The sequence below is a fragment of the Streptomyces anthophorae genome (assembly GCF_049310305.1).
Taxonomy (GTDB): Bacteria; Actinomycetota; Actinomycetes; order Streptomycetales; family Streptomycetaceae; genus Streptomyces.
Genome location: NZ_JBLWQQ010000001.1, coordinates 3,352,168 through 3,378,055 on the forward strand (window position 1 = coordinate 3,352,168; position 25,888 = coordinate 3,378,055).

Annotated in this window: 24 protein-coding genes and 1 riboswitch; of the genes, 15 read left to right on the forward strand and 9 right to left on the reverse strand. The window is 69.9% G+C overall.

What is annotated here, in order from left to right; translation table 11 throughout:
* Positions 1-26 precede the first annotated feature (26 nt).
* The gene (locus tag ACNYS0_RS14870; RefSeq protein WP_422473949.1) at positions 27-974 is read left to right on the forward strand and encodes a 1-aminocyclopropane-1-carboxylate deaminase/D-cysteine desulfhydrase; all 948 of its coding nucleotides are present in this window, start codon (positions 27-29) and stop codon (positions 972-974) included.
* Here ACNYS0_RS14870 and ACNYS0_RS14875 read toward each other — a convergent pair.
* Positions 953-2,551, reverse strand: a complete 1,599-nt coding sequence (locus ACNYS0_RS14875) for a Na+/H+ antiporter (RefSeq protein ID WP_422473951.1) — start codon at positions 2,549-2,551, stop codon at positions 953-955. The genes ACNYS0_RS14870 and ACNYS0_RS14875 overlap by 22 nt on opposite strands.
* A gap of 51 nt (positions 2,552-2,602) precedes the next feature.
* Here ACNYS0_RS14875 and ACNYS0_RS14880 point away from each other — a divergent pair, with 51 nt between their 5' ends.
* From ACNYS0_RS14880 to ACNYS0_RS14890, 3 genes are all read left to right on the forward strand, one after another.
* Positions 2,603-2,863 carry a UBP-type zinc finger domain-containing protein gene (locus ACNYS0_RS14880; RefSeq protein WP_422409674.1) on the forward strand — a complete coding sequence of 87 codons (261 nt, stop codon included), beginning with the start codon at positions 2,603-2,605 and terminating at the stop codon, positions 2,861-2,863.
* 265 nt (positions 2,864-3,128) lie between these two features.
* Entirely contained in the window at positions 3,129-3,542 is a 414-nt protein-coding gene (locus ACNYS0_RS14885) for an ATP-binding protein (RefSeq protein WP_266713954.1), read from the forward strand.
* Positions 3,539-4,582, forward strand: a complete 1,044-nt coding sequence (locus ACNYS0_RS14890; protein WP_422473953.1) for an RNA polymerase sigma factor SigF — start codon at positions 3,539-3,541, stop codon at positions 4,580-4,582. The genes ACNYS0_RS14885 and ACNYS0_RS14890 overlap by 4 nt, the downstream gene beginning before the upstream one ends.
* A 63-nt stretch (positions 4,583-4,645) precedes the next feature.
* Here the strand turns inward: ACNYS0_RS14890 and ACNYS0_RS14895 are convergent, their stop codons facing one another.
* Positions 4,646-5,089, reverse strand: coding sequence for a hypothetical protein (locus ACNYS0_RS14895; protein ID WP_422473955.1), 444 nt, complete (start codon positions 5,087-5,089; stop codon positions 4,646-4,648).
* Between the two features lie 126 nt (positions 5,090-5,215).
* Here ACNYS0_RS14895 and ACNYS0_RS14900 point away from each other — a divergent pair, with 126 nt between their 5' ends.
* Both ACNYS0_RS14900 and ACNYS0_RS14905 read left to right on the forward strand, forming a co-directional pair.
* Positions 5,216-6,184 carry a diacylglycerol/lipid kinase family protein gene (locus ACNYS0_RS14900; RefSeq protein WP_399231612.1) on the forward strand — a complete coding sequence of 323 codons (969 nt, stop codon included), beginning with the start codon at positions 5,216-5,218 and terminating at the stop codon, positions 6,182-6,184.
* A gap of 320 nt (positions 6,185-6,504) precedes the next feature.
* On the forward strand, positions 6,505-6,762 hold the full coding sequence (locus ACNYS0_RS14905; RefSeq protein WP_016639615.1) for a WhiB family transcriptional regulator: 258 nt from the start codon (positions 6,505-6,507) through the stop codon (positions 6,760-6,762).
* A gap of 217 nt (positions 6,763-6,979) precedes the next feature.
* Here ACNYS0_RS14905 and ACNYS0_RS14910 read toward each other — a convergent pair whose 3' ends face one another.
* Entirely contained in the window at positions 6,980-8,446 is a 1,467-nt protein-coding gene (locus ACNYS0_RS14910; protein WP_422482651.1) for a sensor histidine kinase, read from the reverse strand.
* A 391-nt stretch (positions 8,447-8,837) separates the two neighbouring features.
* Positions 8,838-9,902, reverse strand: coding sequence for an SIS domain-containing protein (locus tag ACNYS0_RS14915; RefSeq protein WP_422473958.1), 1,065 nt, complete (start codon positions 9,900-9,902; stop codon positions 8,838-8,840).
* Positions 9,903-10,142: 240 nt separating this feature from the next.
* On the opposite strand from ACNYS0_RS14915, the gene nagB reads away from it, so the two are divergent.
* Positions 10,143-10,928, forward strand: coding sequence for a glucosamine-6-phosphate deaminase (gene nagB, locus ACNYS0_RS14920; RefSeq protein WP_422473960.1), 786 nt, complete (start codon positions 10,143-10,145; stop codon positions 10,926-10,928).
* Between the two features lie 168 nt (positions 10,929-11,096).
* Here nagB and ACNYS0_RS14925 read toward each other — a convergent pair whose 3' ends face one another.
* From ACNYS0_RS14925 to ACNYS0_RS14940, 4 genes are all read right to left on the reverse strand, one after another.
* Positions 11,097-12,581 carry a glycoside hydrolase family 3 protein gene (locus ACNYS0_RS14925; RefSeq protein ID WP_422473962.1) on the reverse strand — a complete coding sequence of 495 codons (1,485 nt, stop codon included), beginning with the start codon at positions 12,579-12,581 and terminating at the stop codon, positions 11,097-11,099.
* A gap of 9 nt (positions 12,582-12,590) precedes the next feature.
* On the reverse strand, positions 12,591-13,421 hold the full coding sequence (locus ACNYS0_RS14930; protein WP_422473964.1) for a carbohydrate ABC transporter permease: 831 nt from the start codon (positions 13,419-13,421) through the stop codon (positions 12,591-12,593).
* Positions 13,418-14,401: a carbohydrate ABC transporter permease gene (locus tag ACNYS0_RS14935; RefSeq protein WP_422473966.1), complete on the reverse strand. Its 984-nt coding sequence runs from the start codon at positions 14,399-14,401 to the stop codon at positions 13,418-13,420. The genes ACNYS0_RS14930 and ACNYS0_RS14935 overlap by 4 nt, the downstream gene beginning before the upstream one ends.
* A gap of 82 nt (positions 14,402-14,483) precedes the next feature.
* On the reverse strand, positions 14,484-15,761 hold the full coding sequence (locus tag ACNYS0_RS14940; RefSeq protein WP_422473968.1) for an extracellular solute-binding protein: 1,278 nt from the start codon (positions 15,759-15,761) through the stop codon (positions 14,484-14,486).
* A 382-nt stretch (positions 15,762-16,143) separates the two neighbouring features.
* Here ACNYS0_RS14940 and ACNYS0_RS14945 point away from each other — a divergent pair, with 382 nt between their 5' ends.
* The 8 genes from ACNYS0_RS14945 (at position 16,144) to ACNYS0_RS14980 (ending at position 25,645) form a co-directional block, all read left to right on the forward strand.
* Positions 16,144-16,908 carry a GntR family transcriptional regulator gene (locus tag ACNYS0_RS14945; protein ID WP_422473970.1) on the forward strand — a complete coding sequence of 255 codons (765 nt, stop codon included), beginning with the start codon at positions 16,144-16,146 and terminating at the stop codon, positions 16,906-16,908.
* Positions 16,909-17,035: 127 nt separating this feature from the next.
* Positions 17,036-19,177 (forward strand): carbon starvation CstA family protein, encoded by a 2,142-nt coding sequence (locus ACNYS0_RS14950; RefSeq protein WP_422473972.1) that lies wholly within the window; start codon positions 17,036-17,038, stop codon positions 19,175-19,177.
* Positions 19,146-19,349 carry a YbdD/YjiX family protein gene (locus tag ACNYS0_RS14955; protein WP_351338955.1) on the forward strand — a complete coding sequence of 68 codons (204 nt, stop codon included), beginning with the start codon at positions 19,146-19,148 and terminating at the stop codon, positions 19,347-19,349. The genes ACNYS0_RS14950 and ACNYS0_RS14955 overlap by 32 nt, the downstream gene beginning before the upstream one ends.
* A gap of 126 nt (positions 19,350-19,475) precedes the next feature.
* Positions 19,476-19,739, forward strand: a complete 264-nt coding sequence (locus tag ACNYS0_RS14960) for a DUF3311 domain-containing protein (RefSeq protein ID WP_422473974.1) — start codon at positions 19,476-19,478, stop codon at positions 19,737-19,739.
* On the forward strand, positions 19,736-21,364 hold the full coding sequence (gene mctP, locus ACNYS0_RS14965; protein ID WP_422473976.1) for a monocarboxylate uptake permease MctP: 1,629 nt from the start codon (positions 19,736-19,738) through the stop codon (positions 21,362-21,364). Before ACNYS0_RS14960 ends, mctP begins: the two co-directional genes overlap by 4 nt.
* Positions 21,365-21,467: 103 nt before the next feature.
* Positions 21,468-21,959 (forward strand): GNAT family N-acetyltransferase, encoded by a 492-nt coding sequence (locus ACNYS0_RS14970; RefSeq protein WP_422473978.1) that lies wholly within the window; start codon positions 21,468-21,470, stop codon positions 21,957-21,959.
* Positions 21,960-22,019: 60 nt separating this feature from the next.
* A riboswitch (cobalamin riboswitch) is annotated at positions 22,020-22,150 on the forward strand.
* A 127-nt stretch (positions 22,151-22,277) separates the two neighbouring features.
* Positions 22,278-24,629, forward strand: coding sequence for a ribonucleoside-diphosphate reductase subunit alpha (locus tag ACNYS0_RS14975; protein WP_422473980.1), 2,352 nt, complete (start codon positions 22,278-22,280; stop codon positions 24,627-24,629).
* On the forward strand, positions 24,629-25,645 hold the full coding sequence (locus ACNYS0_RS14980) for a ribonucleotide-diphosphate reductase subunit beta (protein WP_422473982.1): 1,017 nt from the start codon (positions 24,629-24,631) through the stop codon (positions 25,643-25,645). The genes ACNYS0_RS14975 and ACNYS0_RS14980 overlap by 1 nt, the downstream gene beginning before the upstream one ends.
* On the opposite strand, the gene ACNYS0_RS14985 is transcribed toward ACNYS0_RS14980, so the two are convergent.
* A complete protein-coding gene (locus ACNYS0_RS14985; RefSeq protein ID WP_422473984.1) occupies positions 25,642-25,809 on the reverse strand; it encodes a hypothetical protein in 168 nt (55 codons plus the stop codon). The genes ACNYS0_RS14980 and ACNYS0_RS14985 overlap by 4 nt on opposite strands.
* Between the last annotated feature and the right edge of the window lie 79 nt (positions 25,810-25,888).

Here is a 25,888-nt window from a genome sequence, read left to right on the forward strand (position 1 = left end):
CGTCGCGCGGGCGGGGACTCGGCCTGATGTCCGACAATGGCCGGGTGTCCCGCCCCATCGGCTCCGGCCCGCACCCTCGCCTCCCGTCTCCCCTCGTGGAGGTCGACGACGAGCGCTTCGCGGGCCGCGGCCTGCGGCTGCTGCTCAAGCGGGACGACCTGATCCACCCGGATCTGATCGGCAACAAGTGGCGCAAGCTCGCCCGGAACCTCGACGCGGCGGCGGCCCGGGGCCGGGCGATCGTCACCTTCGGAGGCGCGTACTCGAACCATCTGCGGGCGACGGCCGCGGCGGGCCGTCTCATCGGCCTGCCCACCATCGGTGTCGTCCGCGGCCAGGAGCTGGCCGACCGCCCGCTCAACGCGTCCCTGTCCCGCTGCGCGGCCGACGGGATGCGCCTGCACTTCGTCGACAGGTCGACGTACCGGCGCAAGACCGAACCCGACGTGCTGGCCGGACTCCTCGACGCCGCGGGTGCCGAGGACGCGTACGTGGTGCCCGAGGGCGGCAGCAACTCCCTCGCCGTTCAGGGCTGCGCCGACCTCGGCCGGGAACTGCGCGGCCGGGCGGACGTCGTCGCGCTCGCCTGCGGCACCGGCGGCACCCTCGCGGGGCTCGCCGCCGGACTCTCCCCCGGCCAGCGCGCCGTGGGCGTCGCCGTCCTCAAGGGCGGGTTCCTGGCGGACGACGTACGCGCCCTGCAAGAGGCGGCGTTCGGCGGGCCGCGGGGCACCTGGCGTGTGGAGGACCGGTTCCATTTCGGCGGCTACGCGCGCGTGCCCGAGGAACTCGCGGCGTTCGCCGAGGACTTCGAGACTCGCCACGGCGTGCCCGTCGAGCGCCTGTATGTCGCCAAAGCGCTGTACGCACTTGTCGCCCTCGCCGAAGAGGGCGCGTTCCCACGCGGCACGACGCTCGCGGCGGTGATCACGGGAGCCCCCTTCGAGGACGCTCAGCCGTCGACCTCCCGGTAGGCGGCGGCCTCTTCCAGGTCCAGTTTGCGCAGCAGCGTCCGCAGCATCTCGTCGTCGATCCGCCGCTCGTCCCGCATCCGTACGAAGACCTCGCGCTCGGCCGCGATGGCCTCCCGCGCGAGGCGGCGGTACGTGTCGTCGGCGGACTCTCCGGTCACCGGGTTGGCCTGCCCGAGCCGCTCCCACACCGAGTTGCGGCGCCGCTCCAGAACGGTGCGCAGACGGTCCTGGAGCGGGGTGGGCAGGCAGTTGCGCTCGTCGCGCATCAACTCGTCCACGCGCTCCTCGGCGGCCACGGATGCGGCGTTCTGCGCCTGGGCCTCGGCGAGCGTCTCGGCCTGCGCGTCCCGGCCGGGCAGCTTCAGCCACTTGATGAGCGGCGGCAGCGTGAGCCCCTGGACGACGAGCGTCCCGATGACCGTCGTGAAGGTCAAAAAGAGCACCAGGTTGCGCGAGGGGAACGGCTCCCCGTCCTCCGTGACCAGCGGGATGGAGAACGCGATGGCCAGCGACACCACACCCCGCATGCCGGCCCAGCTCACGACCAGCGGCCGCTTCCAGTCCGTGTCGCTCTCCCGCGCGCGGATGCGGGGCGAGATGCACCACGGCAGATAGGTGGCCGGATACGACCACACGAAGCGGATGACGACCACGAAGACGAACACCCCGACCGCGTACAGGACGGCCTGCCACACGCTGTACTCGCCGAGGCCTTCGAGGACGACGCGCAGCTGGAGGCCGATGAGCGCGAAGACCGACGACTCCAGGATGAACGCGACGACCTTCCACACCGCAGTCTCCTGGAGCCGTGTCTCGAAATCGACCTGCCAGGAGCGGTGCCCCAGGTAGAGCGCCACGGTGACGACGGCGAGCACCCCGGAGGCGCCGACCTGCTCCGCGACCGCGTACGCGACGAAGGGGATCAGCAGCGAGAGCGTGTTCTGAAGCAGCGCTTCCTTCAGATGAGTGCGCAACCAGTGCAGCGGCACCATCAGGAGCAGCCCCACGCCGACCCCGCCGACGGCCGCCACCAGGAACTCCTGGATCCCGCCCGCCCAGCTCGCACCCTCCCCGACCGCCGCGGCGAGCGCCACCTTGTAGGCGGTGATCGCGGTCGCGTCGTTCACGAGGGACTCGCCCTGGAGGATCGTCGTGATCCGGGAGGGCAGCCCCACCCGCCGGGCGATCGCCGTGGCGGCCACCGCGTCCGGCGGCGCGATCACCGCCCCCAGGACGAGCGCAGCCGTCAGCGGCAGGTCCGGGATCAGCTCGTACGCCAGCCAGCCCACCGCGAGCGTGGCGAACAGGACGTAGCCCACCGAGAGCAGCGCGACGGGCCTGATGTTCGCCCGCAGGTCCAGGTAGGAGCTCTCCAGAGCGGCGGTGTGCAGCAGCGGGGGCAGGATCAGCGGCAGCACGATGTGCGGGTCGAGCACGTACTCCGGGACCCACGGCACGTAGGACGCGATCAGGCCGATGGCGACCAGGAGCAGCGGTGCGGGCACGGGCGTCCTGCGCGCCGCCCCCGCCACCGCCGCACTCGCGGCGACCAGTCCCACCAAAGGCAATACGTCCATGACCCGCCTTCCACCGCCCTGCTCCGCGCCGGCCGTCGTAACCTGGCCATCATGAACGAGTGCCCGCACGTCGCCGCGTTGCCGCACCCCGAGCCCGCGCCTCTGAGCGAGACCTGCTTGGAGTGCCTGGCCGTCGGCAGTCACCCTGTGCAACTACGGCTGTGTCTGGTCTGCGGTCACGTCGGGTGCTGCGACTCGTCCCCGTACAAGCATGCGACGGCCCACCACGCCGAGACCGGCCATCCGGTGATGCGCACCTTCGAGCCTGGTGAGAGCTGGCGTTGGTGCTTTGTCGACTCGATTCTCGTCTGACGCGACGGATCCCCGGCCCCGGCGGGGTTCGATCCACTGACGCCTGGGTAACTCAAACCGGCGCCCGCTCTTTCCAATTGAGCCCGCACACCCTCTAGCCACTGTCCGTACCCGTAGGCTTACTATGAGTGACAGCAACGGGCCGGGGGTCCCCGGGACAGGAAAGTCGGGCGCGCGGTAGCGTCACCGCAGATATAAGTGGCGCATCACCCGGGGGACGACGCCTCCGGAGCCCGAAAGTGCTTGTACCACCTTGGAGGTGAGGGTGTCCCAGATCGCAGGCGACCCCGGAAATCAGGACTTCGTGGAAGTCCGACTCCCGGCTGCGGGTGCCTACCTGTCGGTGCTGCGTACGGCGACGGCCGGCCTCGCAGCGCGTTTGGACTTCACCCTCGACGAGATCGAGGACCTGCGCATCGCTGTCGACGAGGCCTGCGCGATCCTGCTTCAGCAGGCCGTCGCGGGCTCCGTGCTCAGCTGCGTGTTCCGGCTGGTCGACGACTCCTTGGAGGTGACGGTCTCCGCGCCGACGACCGACGGCCGGGCCCCTGAGCGCGACACCTTCGCGTGGACGGTGTTGTCGGCCCTCGCGGGCCAGGTCGACTCCACGGTGGCCGAGGACAAGACCGTCTCCATCAGCCTCTACAAGAAGCGCGGCGCGGGCCCCGGCCCGACGTGAGGAACGGGGACGGTCCGGTGCGGGACGACAAGCGCGGCACACGGGATCTCCCGGCCGACGGCACGGGCGGGATGCAGCGGCCGACCACCGGCATCCCCGAGCAGCAGGCCCGGCCACACCCAGAGGACGCTGCGGACACGGCGGACCCGGCGACCGACGCGGCACAGCAGGCAGCGCCGACCCCGGGGGCCGTACTTCGCGGGGGCTCAGGGGGATCGGACGCGCGACGGGCGGGATTGATGAGCGATCACGAGCGACACGGTGAGCAGCACGGCCGACACGATCCGACGGACCGCAGCGGCGCGCGGGCGATGTTCATCCAGCTGCGCACGCTGAAGGACGGCAGCCCGGAGTACGCGGAGCTGCGCAATCAGCTCGTCCGCATGCACCTGCCGCTCGTCGAGCATCTGGCGCGCCGCTTCCGCAATCGCGGCGAGCCTTTGGACGACCTCACCCAGGTCGCCACGATCGGCCTGATCAAATCGGTCGACCGTTTCGACCCCGAGCGCGGCGTGGAGTTCTCCACGTACGCGACGCCGACCGTCGTCGGCGAGATCAAGCGGCACTTCCGCGACAAGGGCTGGGCCGTGCGCGTACCGCGCCGCCTCCAGGAGCTGCGCCTGGCCCTGACGACGGCGACCGCGGAGCTGTCCCAGGTGAACGGCCGCTCCCCCACGGTCCATGAGCTGGCCGAGAAGCTGGGCATCTCCGAGGAGGAGGTCCTGGAGGGCCTGGAGTCGGCCAACGCGTACTCCACGCTGTCCCTGGACGTCCCGGACACGGACGACGAGTCCCCGGCGGTCGCGGACACGCTGGGGTCCGAGGACGAGGCGCTGGAGGGCGTCGAGTACCGCGAGTCCCTCAAGCCGCTCCTGGAGGACCTGCCGCCGCGCGAGAAGCGCATCCTGCTGCTGCGGTTCTTCGGGAACATGACGCAGTCGCAGATCGCCCAGGAGGTCGGCATCTCCCAGATGCACGTCTCCCGCCTCCTGGCCCGCACGCTGGCCCAGCTCCGGGACAGGCTCCTCGTCGAGGAGTGAGCCGCCTGTGCACGCGAGAAGGCGCCCGGAGCGGATTCGCTCCGGGCGCCTTCTCGTCGCGAGCTACTGGGAGGACCCCGGCGTACGGATGCCCAGGGCGCGCGTGGTCTCCCGGTTGACGAGCAGCACGAGCGCGGCGATCGACACGGCGGCGAGCGCGATGCCGCCCCCGATGGCCATGCTGTCGGCCTGCAACAGCGTGTAGGCGACCGGCAGCGCCATGATCTGCGTGATGATCGCGGGGCCGCGGCTCCAGCTCTTGCGGGCGAGCAGTCCGCGCGCGGCGAACAGCGGGAGCAGCGCGAGCACGATGAGTGTGACACCGCCGGTGACGGCCTGCTCCGGGTTGTCGGGATGCCCCGCGAGACCGGCGATCAGCATGTAGGCGCCGCCCGCGAGGAGCGCGAGCCCTTCGAGCCCGGCGAGGGCCGCGGCGGCGGTCAGCCGGCCGGGTCGCGGGGTGTCGTCTTCGTCGGGCTCGGGGGCGGGATTCTGCTCTGAGGTCACCTTTGCAGCGTAGCCGCCCGCCGATGCCGTCCCGAAGCCCGGACCCCGTGCGCAAACCGCGCGAACCCTCCCCCGACGCCCACCTCGGTCTGGGCCCGATCAAGGGCGCTGGGTACGCTGCCTTGCATGCGTGCACTCCTCGTGGTCAATCCGGCGGCAACCACCACCAGCGCGCGCACGCGTGATGTGCTGATCCACGCGTTGGCGAGCGAGATGAAGCTCGAGGCCGTCACCACCGAGTACCGGGGCCACGCGCGCGACCTCGGCCGGCAGGCCGCGGAGAGCAAGGACATCGAGCTGGTCGTCGCCCTCGGCGGCGACGGCACGGTCAACGAGGTCGTGAACGGCCTGCTGCACCACGGCCCCGACCTCGACCGGCTGCCCGGCCTCGCCGTCGTCCCCGGCGGCTCCACGAACGTCTTCGCGCGCGCCCTCGGGCTGCCGAACCACCCCGTGGAGGCCACGGGACAGCTTCTGGACGCCCTCCGCGAGGGCCGGCGGCGCACGGTGGGCCTCGGTCTCGCCTCGGGCACCGCGGGCACGGAAGACGAGGGCGTACCGTCCCGCTGGTTCACGTTCGCCTCGGGCCTCGGCTTCGACGCGGGCGTGGTCGGCCGGGTCGAGCAGCAGCGGGAGCGCGGCAAGCGTTCGACGCATGCCCTGTACGTGCGACAGGTGGTGCGCCAGTTCCTCGGCGAGGCCGACCGCCGGCACGGCACGATCACGCTCGAACGGCCGGGCGAGGATCCGGTCACGGATCTCGTCGTCTCCATAGTCAGCAACACGTCGCCGTGGTCCTTCCTGGGCAACCGGCCGCTGTACCCGACGCCCCAGGCGTCCTTCGACACCGGCCTTGACGTGCTGGGACTCAAGAAACTCTCCACTCCCGCGGTGGCCCGCTACGGCACCCAGCTGCTGGCTTCGACACCCGAACGCGGCCCGCACGGAAAGAACGCGGTCACGCTCCACGACCTGACCGACTTCACCTTGCATTCGAAGGCGCCCCTGCCCCTTCAGATGGACGGTGACCACCTGGGACTGCGGACCAGCGTGACGTTCACAGGCGTACGCCGTGCACTGCGTGTGATTGTGTGAGTGGAAGAGACTAAAGTCCTTCATCTCGAACGTTTGGGCTGGCATCCACCCCATGGAAGTACGGCTGTGACCTAGCCGACACCGAGGAATCAAAAAAAACTTTCCGGAAGGGGTTGTATCCGCCGCCGAGGTTTGCGAATCTCTACATGGCGCTCGGGACGGCCCGAAACATCGGCCCCACAGAGAGCCCGAATCCCCTCCTCAAAGCAACGGACATCCGTCGCAGATGTGACGTTCGTCCGGTTCACTTGTTGAGGGATTCGTGAAAGCGTTCACATTCACAAGCAACTTGCACGTAATACCAAGGAGAGGTAGCAGCCATGGACTGGCGTCACAACGCCGTTTGCCGCGAGGAAGACCCCGAGCTCTTCTTCCCCATCGGCAACACCGGTCCTGCGCTGCTGCAGATCGAGGAAGCCAAGGCCGTCTGCCGCCGCTGCCCCGTCATGGAGCAGTGCCTGCAGTGGGCGCTCGAGTCCGGCCAGGACTCCGGCGTCTGGGGTGGCCTCAGCGAGGACGAGCGCCGCGCGATGAAGCGCCGCGCCGCTCGCAACCGGGCCCGTCAGGCCTCCGCCTGACAGCCCACCCCCCACGAGCCTGAGCCCGGCGGCGCGTACATCGAGTACGCATCTCCCGCCCCCGAGCCGCAGCGCGCAGTACCCCCGATGCTCCCCCAGGCTCAGCCCGGGACATGACCCGAGCAACGCGAGCAGTGAGCCCCGGACCGTACGACGGTCCGGGGCTCACTGCTGTGTTCGGGCCCTGCCGTTCCGGCACCGCGCGTGCCTCGTACGGCTATTTGCTGCTGCGTACGGGAATGTCGAGGATGACCTGCGTGCCGCGCTCCGGTGCGGGCACCATGTCGAACGTTCCGCCCAACTCGCCCTCCACCAATGTGCGTACGATCTGCAGTCCCAGGTTCCCGGCGCGCTTCGGGTCGAAGTTCTCGGGCAGCCCGACGCCGTCGTCCTGGACGGTGACCAGGAGGCGGGCCTCCTTGCTGGTGCCGCCGCGCACGGCCGAGACCTCGACGGTGCCGGTGTCGCCCTGCCGGAAGCCGTGCTCCAGCGCGTTCTGCAACACCTCGGTGAGGACCATGGACAGCGGGGTCGCCACCTCGGCGTCGAGGATGCCGAAGTGACCGGTGCGCCGGCCCACCACCTGGCCCGGCGAGATCTCCGCCACCATGGCGAGCACCCGGTCGGCGATCTCGTCGAACTCCACGCGCTCGTCCAGGTTCTGGGAGAGCGTCTCGTGCACGATCGCGATGGAGCCGACCCGGCGGACCGCCTCCTCCAGGGCCTCGCGCCCCCGGTCGGACCCGATGCGGCGGGCCTGGAGGCGGAGCAGGGCGGCGACCGTCTGGAGGTTGTTCTTCACCCGGTGGTGGATCTCCCGGATGGTCGCGTCCTTGGTGATCAACTCGCGTTCGCGGCGACGCAGTTCGGTGACGTCGCGCAGCAGGACCAGCGAACCGATGCGCGGGCCCTTGGGCTTGAGCGGGATGGCGCGCAGCTGGATCGAGCCCTCCTCGCCCTCGATCTCGAACTCGCGCGGCGCCCAGCCGCTGGCCACCTTGGCGAGCGCCTCGTCCACCGGGCCGCGCGACGGGGCGAGTTCGGCCGTCGTCGTGCCGAGGTGGTGGCCGACCAGATCGGCCTGGAAGCCCAACCGGTGGTACGCGGACAGGGCGTTGGGCGAGGCGTACTGGACCACGCCGTCCGCGTCGAGCCGGATCAGGCCGTCGCCCGCGCGCGGGGAGGCGTCCATGTCGACCTGCTGGTCCGGGAACGGGAAGCTGCCGGCCGCGATCATCTGGGCGAGGTCGGAGGCCGACTGGAGGTAGGTCAGCTCCAGGCGCGAGGGCGTGCGGACGGTCAGCAGGTTGGTGTTGCGCGCGATGACGCCGAGGACCCGGCCCTCCCTGCGTACGGGGATGGACTCCACCCGCACCGGGACCTCCTCGCGCCACTCGGGGTCGCCCTCGCGCACGATGCGGCCCTCGTCGAGCGCGACGTCCAGCATGGGGCGGCGGCCGCGCGGGACGAGGTGGCCGACCATGTCGTCCTGGTAGGACGTCGGACCGGTGTTGGGCCGCATCTGGGCCACGGAGACGTATCGCGTGCCGTCGTGGGTGGGGACCCACAGGACGAGGTCGGCGAAGGAGAGGTCGGAGAGCAACTGCCACTCCGAGACCAGCAGATGCAGCCACTCGAGATCGGAGTCACCGAGGGCGGTGTGCTGGCGGACGAGATCGTTCATGGAGGGCACGAGCCGAGCTTAACCGCCGGGGCGCGGGGGTCCGAAAAGCTCCGGAGTCCGACAAGCTCCGGGGTCCGGAAAGACCGACGGGCCGCGGCGCCGGGGGTAGGGACCCTCAGCCCTTTCCCTGGCACCGCAGCCCTTCAGGTGCACCGGCTTCCAGGTGTGCGGTCCCGGCTGCCGATCGAGGATCCGACGCGGTCAGGGCAGAGAGCGTCGGGTCCTCTGTCCGTCCTCCTGTGCGGGGAGGGCGGAGGTCTCAATTACGCATTGTGGACTAGACCATTCTTGTATGTCCATGCGTGCGCGAAGGTTTGTTGTCGTGGGTTTCTCCCACTCCCACCACTACAACGTACGTCCCTCTGCACGAGTGCCGGGCCCGGTCGGTTCATCATCGGGTCTCCGTCACCTTCGCGAGGGCGCGCGGGGCGTCGGGGTCCTGGCCGCGGGCGATGGTCACCTCGTAGGCGAGGAGCTGGAGCGGGAGGATCTCAAGCACCGGCTGGACCTCCTCGGCCACCCCTTCGGTCGGCAGCACGAAACCGGCGGAGGCGCGGGCCACCTGGGCCTCGGGGCCGACCACCATCAGATCGGCGCCGCGCCCGCGCAGCCGGTCGAGGACGGGCTGGAGGGCCTCCCCGCCCCGGCCGTCGGTGACCACGGCGATCACCGGGGAGATGTTGTCGACCATGGCGAGCGGGCCGTGCAGCAGATCGGCGCCGGAGTACGCGAGGGCGGGGATGTAGCTGGTCTCCATCAGCTTGAGGGCGGCTTCCTTGGCGGTCGGATAGCCGTAGCCGCGGGAGGTGATCACCATGCGCCCGGCGAAGCGGTAGCGGGCGGCCAGGGTGCGGACCTCGTCCTGGCGGGCCAGGATCCGGTCGGCGTGGTCGGGCAGCACGGCGGCGGCCGCCCCGTCGCCGCCCCGCAGGCCCTCCACGAAGAGGTACAGGGCGAGCAGCGAGGCGGTGTACGTCTTCGTCGCGGGCAGCGCCTTCTCGGGCCCGGCCATGATGTCGATGTGGTGCTCGGAGACGGCGGCCAGCGGGGAGTCCGGGTTGTTGGTCACGGCGAGGGTGATCGCGCCGGCCTCGCGGGCCGCCTTCGTCGAGGCGACCAGGTCGGGTGAGCCGCCGGACTGGCTGACCGTGATCACCAGGACGTCGCGCAGATCGGGGCGGGCGCCGTAGGCCGTCGTGGTGGACATCGACGCGAGCCCGCAGGGCAGGCCCAGCCGGATTTCGAGCAGGTACTTGGCGTAGAGCGCGGCGTGGTCGGAGGTGCCGCGGGCGGTGAGCAGGACGAAGCGGGGGGCGCGGTCGGCGACCCGGCGGGCCACGTCCCGGATGTGCGGGGCGCCCGTGTCGAGGAGTCGCCGGAGCACGTCGGGCTGCTCGCGCATCTCCCGCGTCATGATCCGGCCGGGGCGCTCCGGGTCGGACGGAGTGGCGTTCATACGGGCACCTCCGGTGGGGCGACGGGGGGCCGGGCGGGGATCGAGGGCCCCTGGCACCTTCCACTGTGGCCTCGGGGTGCCCGGGCCGCCCACCGGGCGCTTCGAGGTGCCGGGCTCCGGCGCAGCGCCGAGCATGGACGAAGAGGTGTGGTGAAGGGCCTGACCGAGGGGTCGCGCTCTGTTAGATTGGTCTATACCACATGTCATCCCGTCCCCTCTGACCAGAACGGCAGGCCCAGCGTGGAAGTTGTGATCGTTCCGGACGCCAAGGCAGGTGGCGAGCTGATCGCCGAGGCCATGGCCCAGCTGCTGCGTCGCAAGCCCGACGCACTGCTCGGCGTGGCCACCGGCTCGACTCCGCTGCCCATCTACGAGGCGTTGGCGGCCCAGGTGAGCGCCGGTGCGGTCGACGCGTCGAAGGCGCGGATCGCCCAGCTCGACGAGTACGTGGGGCTGCCGACCGGGCACCCCGAGTCGTACCGGGCGACCGTGCTGCGGCAGGTCGTCGAGCCGCTCGGACTGAGCGAGGCGGCGTTCATGGGGCCCGACGGCAGCGCCGCCGACGTGCAGGCCGCCTGCGAGGCCTACGACAACGCGCTCGTCGAGGCCGGGGGCGTGGACCTGCAACTGCTGGGCATCGGCACGGACGGGCACATCGGGTTCAACGAGCCGTGCTCCTCGCTCGCCTCGCGGACCCGGATCAAGACGCTGACCGAGCAGACCATCGCGGACAACGCGCGGTTCTTCGACGGGGACCTGAGCCAGGTGCCGCGGCATGTGATCACGCAGGGCATCGGGACGATCCTGGAGGCGCGGCACCTGGTGCTGCTCGCCACCGGTGAGGGCAAGGCGGACGCGGTCGCCGCGACCGTCGAGGGCCCGGTCGCCTCCGTGGTGCCGGCCTCCGCGCTGCAGCTGCACCCGCACGCGACCGTCGTGGTCGACGAGGCGGCCGCGTCGAAGCTGAAGCTCGCGGACTACTTCCGGCACACGTACGCCAACAAGCCGGAGTGGCAGGGGCTGTAGGTCTGCCGCACGTACAACGGTGCCGGTCGCCCCGCTCGGGGTGACCGGCACCGTTGCGTGTGCCCGGGGGTGCCGGGGTGGGCGCCTGCCGAGGGCGCTGCCCGCGCCGGGGTGCCGCCTTGCCCACCCTGCCGGCCCTGGCGGCAGATTGCCCAAGGCGGCGACACCTCAAGCCCCGACGATCGCCTCAGCGGCAGCGACCCCGCACACCCTCGCGGCCCCGTGCGTCGCGATGTGCAGCGCGCCGCGCGGTGCGGCCTGGGGCACTCCCATCTCCACGACCACCGTGTCCGGGCGGGCGGCCAGCAGGTCGTCCAGGGCCCGGGCCATCCACGGGTGGCGGTGCTCGTCGCGGACCACCGCCACCACTCGCCGCTCCCCCGCGGCGGCCAGGGCGGCGGACCCCGCGTCGGGACCGGTGTAGGAGCCGGTGGTGGTGCCGGGCAGCAGTCGTTCGAGCTCGGCGGCGACGCCCCAGGGGGTCTCGTCGCCGACCGCGATGTTGGCCACGGGCGTGAAGGCCGCCACGTGCACGGGTCCCGATACGGGCGCCCCGTGCCCCGCGCGGGCCACCGTGACCGCGCGGCGCGCCGCGTCGAGCCCCACCTCGGGGTTGCCCTCCACGGTGCCGGTGCGGGCCGAGGCCGTCGCCCACTTCGACAGCGCGCGGACCCGCGTCGCCGCGTCCGCGAGGCGTTCCTCCGGAAGCTCGCCGGAGCGCACCGCGCCCACGAGGGCGTCCCGCAGCCGCAGCACCGTGTCGTCGTCGGCGAGCCCGCCGCCCACGCAGATCGCGTCGGCGCCCGCGGCGATGGCGAGGACGCTGCCGCGCTCGATGCCGTACGTGGCGGAGATGGCCTTCATCTCCATGCCGTCCGTGACGATCAGGCCCTCGTAGCCGAACTCCTCGCGCAGCAGGCCCGTGAGGATGCGACGCGACAACGTTGCCGGGTACTCCGGGTCGAGCGCGGGCACCAGGATGTGGGCGCTCATCACGGCCCGCGAGCCCGCCGCGATGGCCGCGCGGAACGGGGCGAGGTCACGGGCGTGCAGCACGTCCGGACCGACATCGATGCGCGGCACGTCGTGGTGCGAGTCGACCGCCGTGTCCCCGTGGCCCGGGAAGTGCTTCGCGCAGGCGGCGACGCCCGCGGACTGGAGGCCCTCGACGTACGCGGCGGTGTGCCGGGCCACGAGGGCGGTGTCCGCGCCGAAGGAACGCACGCCGATCACCGGGTTGTCGGGGTTGGCGTTGACGTCCGCGGAGGGCGCCCAGTTGAGGTTGACCCCGCATTCGGCGAGCCGGCGGCCGAGCTCGGCGGCGACCGCGCGGGTCAGCGCCGCGTCGTCGACCGCGCCGAGCGCGTGGTTGCCCGGGAAGGACGAGCCCGTACGCACCTCCAGGCGCGTGACGTCGCCGCCCTCCTCGTCGATGGCGACCAGGACGTCGTCGCGCTCGGACCGCAGCTGGGCGGTGAGGGCGGCCAGTTGCTCCGGCGTCGCGATGTTGCGCCCGAACAGCCCGACCGACGCAAGACCCTCGCCGAGCCGGCGCAGCAGCCAGTCCGGAGCCGACGTACCGGTGAACCCGGGCTGAAGGACGGTCAGGGCGTCGCGCGTCAGAGTGTCGGTACCACGTGTCAATGTCGTCATCTGGTGGCGTTATCCCTTCACGGCGCCGGCGGTGAGGCCGCTGACGGCTTTGCGCTGGAGGTAGACGAAGAGGACGAGGATGGGGAGGGCGAACAGCGAGGACGCCGCCATCGTCGCACCCCAGTCGTCGCCGAAGGCGGTGCGGAACTGCGAGATCCACAGCGGCAGGGTCTGCTTCTCGACGCTCTTGTTGAGGATCAGCACGAGCGGGAACTCGTTCCAGGCGGTGATGAAGCCGAAGAGCGACGTGGCCATCAGGCCGGGCGCGAGCAGCGGGAAGATCACCTTGATGAAGGCCTGTGTGCGGGTACAGCCGTCGACCATCGCCGACTCCTCCAGTTCCTTGGGCACCGCGGCGACATAGCCGCGCAGCGTCAGGATCGTGAAGGGCAGCACCATCATCGTGTAGAAGACGGTCAGCGGGACCAGGCTGTCCAGCATGTCGTTGTCGCGCACGATCATGTAGATCGAGATGACCATGACCTCCCACGGGGCCATCTGCGCGAGCATGAAGACGACCAGGAAGCCGCGCCGTCCCTTGAACCGCATCCGGGCGAGCGCGAAGGACGCGACCAGGGCGATGACCAGGGACATGGACACCGAGAGCAGCGTCACGGTGAGCGAGTTGCCCACCAGCGTCCAGAAGTGGTCGGCGTGCACGGCCCGGTCGAAGTGGTCGAGCGTGATGTCCGTGGGGAACCAGACCGGGTTGTCCGTCAGGATGTCGTTGGTCGGCTTGAAGGCCGTGGCGAACATCCAGTAGACGGGGAACGCGAAGATCACGAAGAGGGCCGTGGCCGTGGCCCCCGGCCACAGGCGTCCCAAGAGTGAGCGCCTCACAGCTCGTCCTCCTCTTGCTTGAGCACCATGCGCAGGTAGTACGAGGTGATGACGAGCAGCACCAGGACGGTCAGGAACGAGATGGCCGCGCCCATGCCGAAGTGCTGGTTGCCCATGCCCTCGACGAAGGCGTAGATCGGCAGGGTCTCGGTGAGCCGGTCGGGTCCGCCCTCGTTCATGGCGAAGACCTGCGGGAACGCCTTGAAGACCCAGATGACCTCGAGGAACGTCGTGGCCAGCAGGAAGGGCTTGAGGAACGGCCAGGTCACCGAGGTCCAGGAGGTCCAGCCTCCGGCGCCGTCCAGGGAGGCGGCCTCGTACAGCTCCTTCGGGATAGTGGTCGTCGCCGCGTAGAGGTTGATGGCGACGAACGGGATCGACTGCCAGACGATCAGGATCGTGATCACCGAGAAGGTGGAGAACTGGGTGTCGAGCCAGTTGTGGTCGGCCATCGAGTGCCAGCCGAGCTGGTTCAGGAAGCCGTTGACGACGCCGAAGCGCTGGGCGAACAGCCACTGGAAGACGGTGGTGCCGGCGAGCAGCGGCATCGCCCAGGCCAGCACGAGGCCGAACAGGAGCAGCAGCCGCATCCGCTTGCCGAGCCGCGCGAGCAGCAGGCCGACGAGGGTACCGAGCAGCATGATCAGCACCACGTTGGCGGCGGTGAAGATCACGGAGCGCAGGACGACCCGCCAGAACTCCGAGCTGCCGAGGACCTCGGTGTAGTTGTCGACGCCGTTCCACTCGGTGAGGTGGAGGATGAGCTGGCGCGGGTTGAGGTTCTGGAACGACAGCAGGCCGTTCTTCACCAGCGGCCAGCCGAGCAGGATCAGCGTGGCCGCGAGCGCCGGCAGCAGCAGGAGGTAGGGGGCTGTGCCGCGTTTCCTCGCCGGTTTCTCCGGCTCACGCGGGGGCGGCGCCTCGGACTTGCGGACACCGGTCGCCCCGGCCGTGTCCGTGCCTTCGGTCTGCACTGACATGACTCGCCATTTCTTCCGTCGCCGTACGGTCGAGCGCGTCCGTGCCGGGGGTGCGTGGACGCCTCCCCCGGCACGGTGCGGCTCAGTTCTTCTGCGCGAGGCGCTTGTTGATCTCGCCCTCGACCGCCTTGGCGGCGGCTGCGGGCGACTTACCGTTCAGCACGGAGGTCATGTAGTTCTTGATCGGGTTCGGGGTGTTCTCCACCGCGGCCCACTCGGGGATCAGCGGCGTGGTGCCGCCGAACTCGGCGGCCGGGGCGGCGGCCTCGGCGACCTCGTTGCCCTTGAGGTTGGTCTCCAGGGACTTCTTGTTCGGGATGACGCCGTTCTCCTTGGCGAGGGCGCCCTCGAACTTGTCGCCCAGGGCCAGCTTCAGGAACTCCTTGGCGAGCTCCTGCTTCTTGCTGCCCGCGGCGACCGCGAAGTTGGAGCCGCCGAGGAAGACGCCCTCGGGCTTGTCCGCCGTCTCGCCCGGGATCGTGAAGTAGCCGATGTCCTTCTCGATCTTCTTGTTGGCGGCGACGGCCGTGCCGGCCTCCCAGCCCATGCCGATGAAGGCGCCGGTCTTGCCCTTGGCGAAGACCTCGGCCTGCTGCGGGGTGGCCTCGTCCTTGTCCTTGGGGGCCTTGGAGTGGGCGGCGTACTTCTTGTAGATCTCCATGGCGGCGGAGACCTTGGGGTCGGCGAGGTTGGAGACGTACTTGTCGCCTTCCTTCTTCACCAGGTCGGCGCCCTGGCCGATGGTCAGGCCGTCGAAGAAGTACCAGTTCTGGCCGGGCAGGTAGATCGGCTCGGCGTCGGTCTTCTTGTCGATCGTGGCGAGGTCCTTGAGGAACTCGTCGCGGGTCTTCGGGGTGTCCTTGATGCCCGCGTCGGCCCAGATCTTCTTGTTGTAGACGACGACGCGGTTGGCGAAGTACCACGGCGCGGCGTACTGCTTGCCCTCGTAGACGGAGGACTTGGAGACGGACTCGGTCCAGTCCGCGCCGATCTCCTTCTTGAGGTCGCTCAGGTCGGCGAGGCCGCCGGTGGCCGCGTAGGCCGGGGTCTGCGTGTTGCCGACCTCGATGACGTCCGGCGGGGTGGTCTCGGAGAGCGCGGTGGTGATCTTCTGCTGGATGCCGTCCCACTTCTGGGTCTCGAACTTCAGCTTCGCGCCGGTCTTCTTCTCGAAGGCGGCCTGGAGGTCCTTGGTCCACTTCGCCGGCGTGGAGCCGTCCATGGCCCAGACCGTCAGCGTCTGCCCCTTGAAGCTCTCGGGCCCCGCCTTCTTCCCGTCGTCCTCGCTGTCGCCGCCACAGGCCGCGATCGAGACCAACATGCCCGCGACGCCGATGGCCGCAATGAGCTTGCGCTTCACGTCACCCTCCTCAGGGATCCAGCAACCCCCCACCCACAGCGGCGCATACGACGAGTAGTGCACGCGGGACTGGGACCTGATCTTTAATGGTGTAGACCAGTACCGGGAGCTTGGCCCAGACCAATAGGGCTGTCAAGGGTCGACGAGAAGGGCCTCCGGGTCCGTTATCGGAACGACACCCGCCAGACAGGGCAAGGTCGTTGGGCCCCTCGGGCAACTCCGGCGGGTGGACTAGACCAGACGGTCACCGGGCGGTATAAGAAGGGATCACGGTGCGTGCGAGAAGGCTCAAAGGGAGTTCCTCCGAGCGAGCCGTGCCACGATGTGAGCCGTGGCCGACGGGACGTCGGTCGCATCGGCACCGGAGCCGGGAAGGCGGAGCATGAGCACCGACGTCAGCAGTGCGGAGAACGAGAGCGGGGCGCCCGTCCGTACCGCACGCGTGCCCAAGTACTACCGCCTCAAGAAGCATCTGCTCGACATGACGGAGACGCTGCCGCCCGGCACCCCGGTCCCGCCCGAGCGCACGCTCGCCGCCGAGTTCGACACCTCCCGCACCACCGTCCGCCAGGCGCTCCAGGAGCTCGTGGTCGAGGGCCGGCTCGAGCGCATCCAGGGCAAGGGCACCTTCGTCGCCAAGCCCAAGGTCTCCCAGGCGCTCCAACTCACCTCGTACACCGAGGACATGCGCGCCCAGGGCCTTGAACCGACCTCGCAGCTGCTCGACATCGGCTACGTCACCGCCGACGAGACGCTCGCGCAGCTCCTCGACATCGGCACGGGCGGCCGCGTCCTGCGCATCGAGCGTCTGCGCCTCGCCAGCGGAGAGCCGATGGCGATCGAGACCACGCACCTGTCGGCCAAGCGCTTCCCGGCGCTGCGCCGCAGCCTCACCAAGTACACCTCCCTCTACACGGCCCTCGCCGAGGTCTACGACGTACGCCTCGCCGAGGCCGAGGAGACCATCGAGACCTCCCTCGCCACCCCGCGCGAGGCGGGCCTGCTCGGCACGGACGTGGGCCTGCCGATGCTGATGCTCTCCCGCCACTCGATCGACGGCTCGGGGCAGCCGGTGGAGTGGGTGCGGTCGGTCTACCGCGGCGACCGGTACAAGTTCGTGGCGCGGCTGAAGCGGCCGACGGACTAGCCGGCCGAGCGGGCCCAACTCCCCCGCCCGGTAACGGAGCAGACGCTTTCCCGCACGCGGTGTAGCGCGGCTCACACCCTCTGGCTTACGGTCCTCCCGTCGTCGCATGGACGGGGAGGACAGACCGGTGCGTACCGCTTCTCCTAGAACCATCGTTTTGTGGACCGTCGTCGCCCTGGTGGGCGCGGCCGGCTGGTCCGTACTCGCGCTCTCCCGCGGCGAGGAGGTCTCCGCCGCGTGGATGGTGGCCGCCGCCCTCGGTTCGTACGCCATCGCCTACCACTTCTACGCGAAGTTCATCGCGAACAGGGTGCTCAAGGTCGACGCGAAGCGGGCCACGCCCGCCGAGCGGCTCAACAACGGCATCGACTTCCACCCCACCGACCGGCGCGTGCTCCTCGGGCACCACTTCGCGGCCATCGCGGGTGCGGGACCGCTGGTGGGACCCGTGCTCGCGGCGCAGATGGGGTATCTGCCCGGCACCATCTGGATCATCGTCGGCGTGATCTTCGCGGGCGCCGTCCAGGACATGGTCGTGCTGTTCTTCTCGACGCGGCGCGACGGGCGCTCGCTCGGGCAGATGGCGCGCGAGGAGATCGGCCCGTTCGGCGGGGCGGCCGCCCTGGTCGCCGCGTTCGCCATCATGATCATCCTGCTCGGGGTGCTCGCCCTGGTCGTGGTGAACGCGCTGGCGGCCTCGCCCTGGGGCACCTTCTCCATCGCGATGACCATCCCGATCGCCCTGCTCATGGGCTTCTACCTGCGCGTGCTGCGCCCCGGACGGGTGTCCGAGGTGTCGCTGATCGGCGTCGCGCTGCTGCTGCTCGCGCTCGTCGCGGGCCGCTGGGTCGCCGAGTCCTCCTGGGCGGACACCTTCACGCTCGCGCCCTCGACGCTCGTGATCTGGATGGTGATCTACGGGTTCGTCGCCTCGGTGCTGCCGGTGTGGATGCTGCTCGCGCCGCGCGACTACCTGTCGACGTTCATGAAGCTCGGCACCATCGGGCTGCTCGCCATCGGTGTCGTCGTCGCGCTGCCGACCCTGAAGATGGACGCGGTCACCGACTTCGCCTCGCGCGGCGACGGGCCGGTCTTCGCGGGCTCGCTCTTCCCCTTCGTCTTCATCACCATCGCGTGCGGCGCGCTCTCCGGCTTCCACGCGCTGATCTCCTCCGGCACGACGCCGAAGATGATCCAGAAGGAGACGCAGGTCCGGATGATCGGCTACGGCTCCATGCTGATGGAGTCCTCGGTGGCCGTGATGGCGCTGGTCGCCGCCTCGATCATCGACCCCGGCCTGTACTTCGCGATGAACGCGCCCGCCGGGGTCATCGGCGACAGCGTGCAGTCCGCGTCCCAGGCCGTCGCGAACTTCGGGTACTCGATCTCACCCGCGGAACTCGCGCAGGCCGCGAAGAACGTCGAGGAGTCGAGCCTGCTGTCCCGTACGGGCGGCGCACCCACCCTCGCCGTCGGCGTATCGGAGATCTTCTCGCAGGTGACCGGGGGCGGCCTGCGCTCCTTCTGGTACCACTTCGCGATCATGTTCGAGGCGCTGTTCATCCTGACCGCGCTCGACGCGGGCACCCGCGTGGGCCGCTTCATGCTCCAGGACATGCTCGGCAACGTCTACAAGCCCTTCAGGAACATCAGCTGGAAGCCGGGCCTCCTCCTCACCAGCGCCGTCGTCGTCGGTCTGTGGGGCTACTTCCTGTGGGTCGGCGTGCACGAGCCGCTCGGCGGGATCAACCAGCTCTTCCCGATCTTCGGTATCTCCAACCAGCTCCTCGCCGCGGTCGCCCTCGCCGTCTGCACGACCCTGCTCGTGAAGTCGGGGCGGCTCAAGTGGGCCTGGATCACCGGGGTTCCGCTGATCTGGGACACCGTCGTGACGCTGACCGCCAGCTGGCAGAAGGTGTTCTCGTCCGATCCGCGCGTCGGCTTCTTCCAGCAGCGCTCGAACTACCAGGACGCCATCGACGCCGGGAAGGTGCTGCCGCCCGCGAAGACCATGGACGACATGCACACCGTGGTGACCAACTCCACGGTGGACGGCGTCCTTTCGGCCGCGCTCGCGCTCCTCATCGTCGTGGTGGTTCTCGACGCGCTGCGGGTATGCGTGAAGCACGTACGGAACCCGCAGTCGTCCAAGCTGAGCGAGGCGCCGTACGTCGAGTCCACGCTGGTGGCACCGGCCGGGCTCGTCCCCACGCAGGAAGAGAAGGCGGAGGCGCGCGATGCCGGCGTCGGCAGTGCTACGGGTGGCTAGGTATGTGCGGTGGTTCGTCCGGGAGTTGACGGACGAGAGCGCGTACGAGCGGTACGTGGCGCACGTCGGGGAGACCCACCCCGGTGCGCCCGTGCCGTCCCGGCGCGACTTCGAGCGCATGCGGACGGACCGGCAGGAAGCGGATCCCCGGCAGGGGTTCCGCTGCTGCTGAACGGGCCTTTGGGCACGTCCGTTATCCGGACGGGGGTTCCATAGATCAAGACTCTCGCTTAGATTTCCCGCACGTTAAGCATGAGATAAGTGGGATCTCTGATCAGCGAGGGGAACGGAACCGCGAATGTCCGATGCGCCTGAAGTGAAACAACCGGTGGTCACGCCGGTCCGCGTGATCATTGCACTCTGTCTGGTCGCACCGTTCGTCGCGATGCTCTGGGTCAGCTCGTACGCCAAGGTCGAACCGACCCTCATCGGCATCCCGTTCTTCTACTGGTACCAGATGCTCTGGGTGCTCATCTCGACCGCGCTCACGATGATCGCGTACAAGCTGTGGCAGCGCGACCAGCGCGCCCGTAAGGTCACTTCCGAAGGGACGGGCGCGTGAACGGCGGCGTCAACGGTGTCGCGCTCACCGTCTTCATCTTCTTCTTCGTGGCCGTCACGGTCATGGGCTTCCTCGCCGCGCGCTGGCGGAAGGCCGAGAACGAGGCTTCGCTGGACGAATGGGGCCTCGGCGGCCGCTCGTTCGGCACCTGGATCACCTGGTTCCTGCTCGGCGGCGACCTCTACACCGCGTACACCTTCGTCGCCGTCCCCGCGGCGATCTACGCGGCCGGCGCCGCCGGCTTCTTCGCGGTGCCCTACACGATCCTCGTGTACCCGCTGATCTTCACCTTCCTGCCGCGCCTGTGGTCGGTCTCGCACAAGCACGGCTACGTGACGACCTCCGACTTCGTGCGCGGCCGCTTCGGCTCCAAGGGGCTCTCGCTCGCGGTCGCGATCACCGGCATCCTCGCCACGATGCCGTACATCGCGCTCCAACTGGTCGGCATCCAGGCCGTCCTGGACGTGATGGGCGTCGGCGGCGGCGAGAACACCAACTGGTTCATCAAGGACCTGCCGCTGCTGCTCGCCTTCGGCGTGCTGGCCGCGTACACGTACTCCTCCGGCCTGCGGGCGCCCGCCCTGATCGCGTTCGTCAAGGACGGACTGATCTACCTCGTGATCGCGGTCGCCATCATCTACATCCCGATCAAGCTGGGCGGCTTCGAGCACATCTTCTCGGCGGCGGGCGACAAGTTCGACGCCGCGAACGAGGCGGCGGGCAAACCCGTCGCGGGACTCGCGCCGGGCTCCTCGGGCACGTGGACGTACGCGACGCTCGCGCTCGGCTCCGCCCTGGCGCTGTTCATGTACCCGCACTCGATCACGGCGACGCTGTCCTCCAAGAGCCGCAACGTGATCCGCCGCAACACCACGATCCTGCCGCTGTACTCGCTGATGCTCGGCCTGCTCGCGCTGCTCGGCTTCATGGCCATCGCGGCCGGGATCAAGGTGCAGAACGGGCAGTTGGCGATCCCGCAGCTCTTCGAGGACATGTTCCCCGACTGGTTCACGGGCGTCGCGTTCGCCGCCATCGGCATCGGCGCGCTGGTCCCCGCGGCCATCATGTCCATCGCCGCGGCGAACCTGTTCACGCGCAACATCTACAAGGACTTCATCAAGCCGGACGCGACGGCCGCGCAGGAGACCAAGGTCTCCAAGCTGGTGTCGCTGCTCGTGAAGGTGGGCGCGCTGGCCTTCGTCCTGACCATGGACAAGACCGTCGCGATCAACTTCCAGCTGCTCGGCGGCATCTGGATCCTCCAGACGTTCCCGGCGCTGGTCGGCGGCCTGTTCACGCGCTGGTTCCACCGCTGGGCGCTGCTCGCCGGCTGGGCCGTCGGCATGGTGTACGGCACGCTCGCCGCGTACGGTGTCGCGTCGCCGACGCAGAAGCACTTCGGCGGCTCGTCGGCGGAGATCCCCGGCATCGGCCAGATCGGCTACATCGGCATGACGGCGTTCGTCCTCAACGTCGTCGTCACCGTCGTCCTGACCTTCGTCCTCAAGGCGTTCAACGCCCCCGACGGCGTCGACGAGACGGCCCCCGAGGACTACACGGCCGACGCGGGCGACAAGGGCGTCCAGGTCGACCTGCCGAAGGTCGGCGCGGGCTCCGGCCACTAGTCACCCGTACGGACACCTCTCGGGCCCCTCCCTGATGGAGGGGCCCGAGGCATTTTCGGGAAAGCATTGCGACCACCGCCGCACGTCACGTAACCATGACGACGTGATCAGAACTGTGCGCCCCGAAGAGTACGCCGCCCTCGGCGAGTTGATTGCCCGCGCCTATCTCGGCAGCGGGCTCCTCGCGGACGGCGAGAACGACTGGTACGCCGCCGAGCTGCGCGACGTCGAGAAGCGCGCGCAGCAGGCCGAGGTCCTCGTCGCCGAGGGCCCGGAGGGCCGGATTCTCGGCGCCGTCACGTACGTCCCCACGCACGACCACCCGTACGCGGAGGTCTCGCGCCCCGGCGAGGCCGAGTTCCGGATGCTCGCGGTGGCGGTCGAGGCGCGGGGCAAGGGCGTCGGGGAGGCTCTCGTGAAGGCCGTGATCGAGCGGGCGCGGGCGGCCGGGAAGAAGGCCGTGGTGCTGTGCACGCAGCCCGTGGCGACGGCCTCGCACCGGCTCTACGAACGCCTCGGCTTCACCCGGACCCCGGAGCGCGACTGGGACCCGATCCCGGAAGTGACGCTGCGGGCGTACGAGTTGAAGCTCTAGCCGGTCCACTCCCGAACCGGGCCGACACAACATATGGGGCTGACGCGAAAGCCCGGCACAACATGTATGCTCGCTCTCGCTGTCACCGCAGGGGAATCCGGTGCGAATCCGGAACTGTCCCGCAACGGTGTGCGTAGGCGTACAAAAGCGCCCGCGCGAGTCCGATGACCTGTCGACGGCACGCCCGAGCCGTCCGGCCCGGGCGTCGACGACGTCCGGGCCTCGCGGAAAGGGCCGGTGGACGAGGGCCCGCCTTCGCGCGCCCGCGCTGCCACCTCCTCCCCGCAGGCCCCGAGCCGAGCGAGGGAGAGCCTCCACGTGACCATCGCGCCCGCCGAACCGGTCTCAGCCACCCCCGAGGACGGTCCGGGTGCAGCCCTGCTGCGCACCCTGACCGAGCTGACCGCCGACCTCCCCGACGCCGACCCCGGCCGGATCGCGGCCGCCGCGCTGCGCGGCCGCTCGGCGCGGGCCGATGAGGCCGAGCTGCGCGATCTCGCCACCGAGGCCGCGGCCGGGCTGATCTCCGAGGACCCGGCCTACTCCCGGCTCGCCGCCCGGCTGCTCGCCCGTGCCGTCGCCGCCGAGGCCGCCTCGCAGGGCGTCACGTCCTTCACCGAATCGGTCGCGGTCGGCCACCGCGAGGGCCTGATCGCGGACCGCACGGCCGAGTTCGTACGGGTGCACGCGGCGCGCCTCGACGCGCTCATCGACCTCGCGGGCGACGACCGCTTCGGCTACTTCGGCCTGCGCACCCTGCACAGCCGGTACCTGCTGCGCCACCCCATCACCCGGCACGTCATCGAGACCCCGCAGCACTTCATGCTGCGCGTGGCGGCGGGTCTGGCGGAGGACGACTCCCTGCGCGCGCTTCAGGAGGTGGAGGCTCTCTACGGCCTGATGAGCCGCCTCGACTACCTGCCCTCCTCCCCCACACTCTTCAACTCCGGCACCCGGCACCCCCAGATGTCGAGCTGCTACCTGCTCGACTCCCCGCTGGACGAGCTCGACTCGATCTACGACCGGTACCACCAGGTCGCCCGCCTCTCGAAGCACGCGGGCGGCATCGGCCTCTCGTACTCCCGCATCCGCAGCCGCGGCTCGCTGATCCGCGGCACGAACGGGCACTCCAACGGCATCGTCCCGTTCCTGAAGACGCTGGACGCCTCGGTCGCCGCCGTGAACCAGGGCGGCCGCCGCAAGGGCGCCGCCGCGGTCTACCTGGAGACCTGGCACTCCGACATCGAGGAGTTCCTTGAGCTGCGCGACAACACCGGTGAGGACGCGCGCCGCACCCACAACCTGAACCTCGCGCACTGGATCCCGGACGAGTTCATGCGCCGGGTCAACGCGGACCAGCCGTGGTCGCTGTTCTCGCCGGCCGACGTGCCCGAGCTCGTCGACCTGTGGGGCGAGGAGTTCGACGCCGCGTACCGCAGGGCCGAGGCCGAGGGGAAGGCCCAGCGGACCATCCCGGCCCGCGATCTGTACGGCCGCATGATGCGCACCCTCGCGCAGACCGGCAACGGCTGGCTGACCTTCAAGGACGCCGCCAACCGCACCGCCAACCAGACGGCGGAGCCCGGCCACACGGTCCACTCCTCCAACCTCTGCACGGAGATCCTGGAGGTGACGGACGACGGGGAGACGGCCGTCTGCAACCTGGGGTCCGTGAACCTCGGCGCCCTCGTGGACGTCGAGGGCCGGGACATCGACTGGGAGCGCCTCGACGAGACGGTCCGCACGGCCGTCACGTTCCTCGACCGCGTCGTCGACATCAACTTCTACCCGACCGACCAGGCGGGCCGTTCCAACGCCCGCTGGCGCCCGGTGGGCCTGGGCGCGATGGGCCTCCAGGACGTCTTCTTCAAGCTGCGCCTGCCGTTCGACTCGGCCGAGGCGAAGGCCCTGTCCACGCGGATCCAGGAGCGCATCATGCTCGCCGCGTACGAGGCGTCCGCCGACCTCGCCGAGCGCAACGGGCCCCTCCCCGCCTGGGAGAAGACCCGCACGGCGCGCGGCGTGCTGCACCCCGACCACTACGACGTCCGGCTCACGTGGCCGGAGCGGTGGGCGGCGCTGCGCGAACGCATCGCGTCGGTCGGCATGCGCAACTCCCTCCTCCTGGCCATCGCCCCCACCGCCACGATCGCCTCCATCGCCGGCGTCTACGAGTGCATCGAGCCGCAGGTCTCCAACCTGTTCAAGCGCGAGACGCTGTCCGGCGAGTTCCTCCAGATCAACGGGTACCTGATCGACGAGCTGAAGAAGCTCGGCGTGTGGGACGCGCAGACCCGCGAGGCGCTGCGCGAGTCCAACGGCTCGGTGCAGGGCTTCACCTGGATCCCCGACGAGGTCCGTGCCCTGTACCGCACGGCGTGGGAGATCCCGCAGCGCGGCCTCATCGACATGGCGGCGGCCCGCACCCCGTTCCTCGACCAGGCCCAGTCCCTGAACCTCTTCATGGAGACGCCGACCATCGGCAAGCTCTCCTCGATGTACGCGTACGCCTGGAAGTCGGGCCTGAAGACGACGTACTACCTGCGCTCGCGTCCGGCGACGCGCATCGCGCGGGCGGCGGGCAACAGCACCGTCCCCGTACAGGCGGCCGACCCCGAGGCCGTCGCCTGCTCCCTGGAAAACCCCGAGTCCTGCGAGGCCTGCCAGTAATGACCACCCCTGCCGAGAAGAACCTGCTCGACCCGGGCTTCGAACTGACCCTGCGTCCCATGCGCTACCCGGACTTCTACGAGCGCTACCGCGACGCCATCAAGAACACGTGGACGGTGGAGGAGGTCGACCTCCACTCGGACGTCGCCGACCTCGCGAAGCTGTCGCCGGGCGAGCAGCACATGATCGGCCGCCTGGTCGCGTTCTTCGCGACGGGCGACTCGATCGTCGCGAACAACCTGGTCCTCACCCTCTACAAGCACATCAACTCCCCCGAGGCGCGCCTGTACCTCTCGCGCCAGCTCTTCGAGGAGGCCGTGCACGTCCAGTTCTACTTGACGCTGCTCGACACCTACCTCCCCGACCCGGAGGACCGGACGGCGGCGTTCGCGGCGGTGGAGAACATCCCCTCCATCCGCGAGAAGGCGGAGTTCTGCTTCAAGTGGATGGACTCGGTCGAGGAGATGGACCGTCTGGAGACGCAGGCGGACCGCCGCCGCTTCCTCCTCAATCTCATCTGCTTCGCGGCGTGCATCGAGGGCCTGTTCTTCTACGGGGCGTTCGCCTACGTCTACTGGTTCCGCAGCCGCGGCCTCCTGCACGGCCTGGCCACCGGCACCAACTGGGTGTTCCGCGACGAGACGATGCACATGAGCTTCGCCTTCGACGTCGTGGACACCGTCCGCAAGGAGGAGCCGGAGCTCTTCGACGACGCGCTCCAGCAGCAGGTCACCGACATGCTGCGGGAAGCGGTCGAGGCGGAGCTCCAGTTCGGGCGCGACCTGTGCGGCGAGGGCCTGCCGGGCATGAACACCGACTCGATGCGGCAGTACCTGGAGTGCGTCGCCGACCAGCGCCTCCAGCGCCTCGGCTTCGCGCCGATCTACGGCTCGGAGAACCCGTTCTCCTTCATGGAGCTCCAGGGCGTCCAGGAGCTGACCAACTTCTTCGAGCGTCGCCCCTCGGCGTACCAGGTGGCGGTCGAGGGCTCGGTCGGCTTCGACGAGGACTTCTAGGCCGCCTCGGTGAACTCCGCGCGGCTCGACGGGCGTTCGGCGGCCCGGCGCGCCTCGCGGAGCTGCCGGTCGATGCGGCGGTCGTGGGCCATGCCGTACAGGGACGGGGCGGCCAGGAGGAGGAAGACGAAGAGGACGGCGAGGTAGTTCAGTGCTGTGTTCATGTCCTCTACTGTCCGCCGGTTCGACGGCACGCGGCAGTGGCAGGACTGACACTGACCCTCGAATTACTGCCAGCCCTGC

Coding starts and splice junctions, on each gene's coding strand:
- ACNYS0_RS14935 (WP_422473966.1), bottom strand. CDS start 14,401: ATGTCAGTGCAGACCGAAGGCACGGACACGGCCGGGGCGACCGGTGTC.
- ACNYS0_RS14980 (WP_422473982.1), top strand. CDS start 24,629: ATGACCACCCCTGCCGAGAAGAACCTGCTCGACCCGGGCTTCGAACTG.
- ACNYS0_RS14910 (WP_422482651.1), bottom strand. CDS start 8,446: ATGAACGATCTCGTCCGCCAGCACACCGCCCTCGGTGACTCCGATCTC.
- ACNYS0_RS14955 (WP_351338955.1), top strand. CDS start 19,146: ATGCCGGCGTCGGCAGTGCTACGGGTGGCTAGGTATGTGCGGTGGTTC.
- ACNYS0_RS14880 (WP_422409674.1), top strand. CDS start 2,603: ATGAACGAGTGCCCGCACGTCGCCGCGTTGCCGCACCCCGAGCCCGCG.
- ACNYS0_RS14925 (WP_422473962.1), bottom strand. CDS start 12,581: ATGACGACATTGACACGTGGTACCGACACTCTGACGCGCGACGCCCTG.
- ACNYS0_RS14870 (WP_422473949.1), top strand. CDS start 27: ATGTCCGACAATGGCCGGGTGTCCCGCCCCATCGGCTCCGGCCCGCAC.
- ACNYS0_RS14985 (WP_422473984.1), bottom strand. CDS start 25,809: ATGAACACAGCACTGAACTACCTCGCCGTCCTCTTCGTCTTCCTCCTC.
- ACNYS0_RS14915 (WP_422473958.1), bottom strand. CDS start 9,902: ATGAACGCCACTCCGTCCGACCCGGAGCGCCCCGGCCGGATCATGACG.
- ACNYS0_RS14905 (WP_016639615.1), top strand. CDS start 6,505: ATGGACTGGCGTCACAACGCCGTTTGCCGCGAGGAAGACCCCGAGCTC.
- ACNYS0_RS14960 (WP_422473974.1), top strand. CDS start 19,476: ATGTCCGATGCGCCTGAAGTGAAACAACCGGTGGTCACGCCGGTCCGC.
- ACNYS0_RS14945 (WP_422473970.1), top strand. CDS start 16,144: ATGAGCACCGACGTCAGCAGTGCGGAGAACGAGAGCGGGGCGCCCGTC.
- ACNYS0_RS14900 (WP_399231612.1), top strand. CDS start 5,216: ATGCGTGCACTCCTCGTGGTCAATCCGGCGGCAACCACCACCAGCGCG.
- ACNYS0_RS14875 (WP_422473951.1), bottom strand. CDS start 2,551: ATGGACGTATTGCCTTTGGTGGGACTGGTCGCCGCGAGTGCGGCGGTG.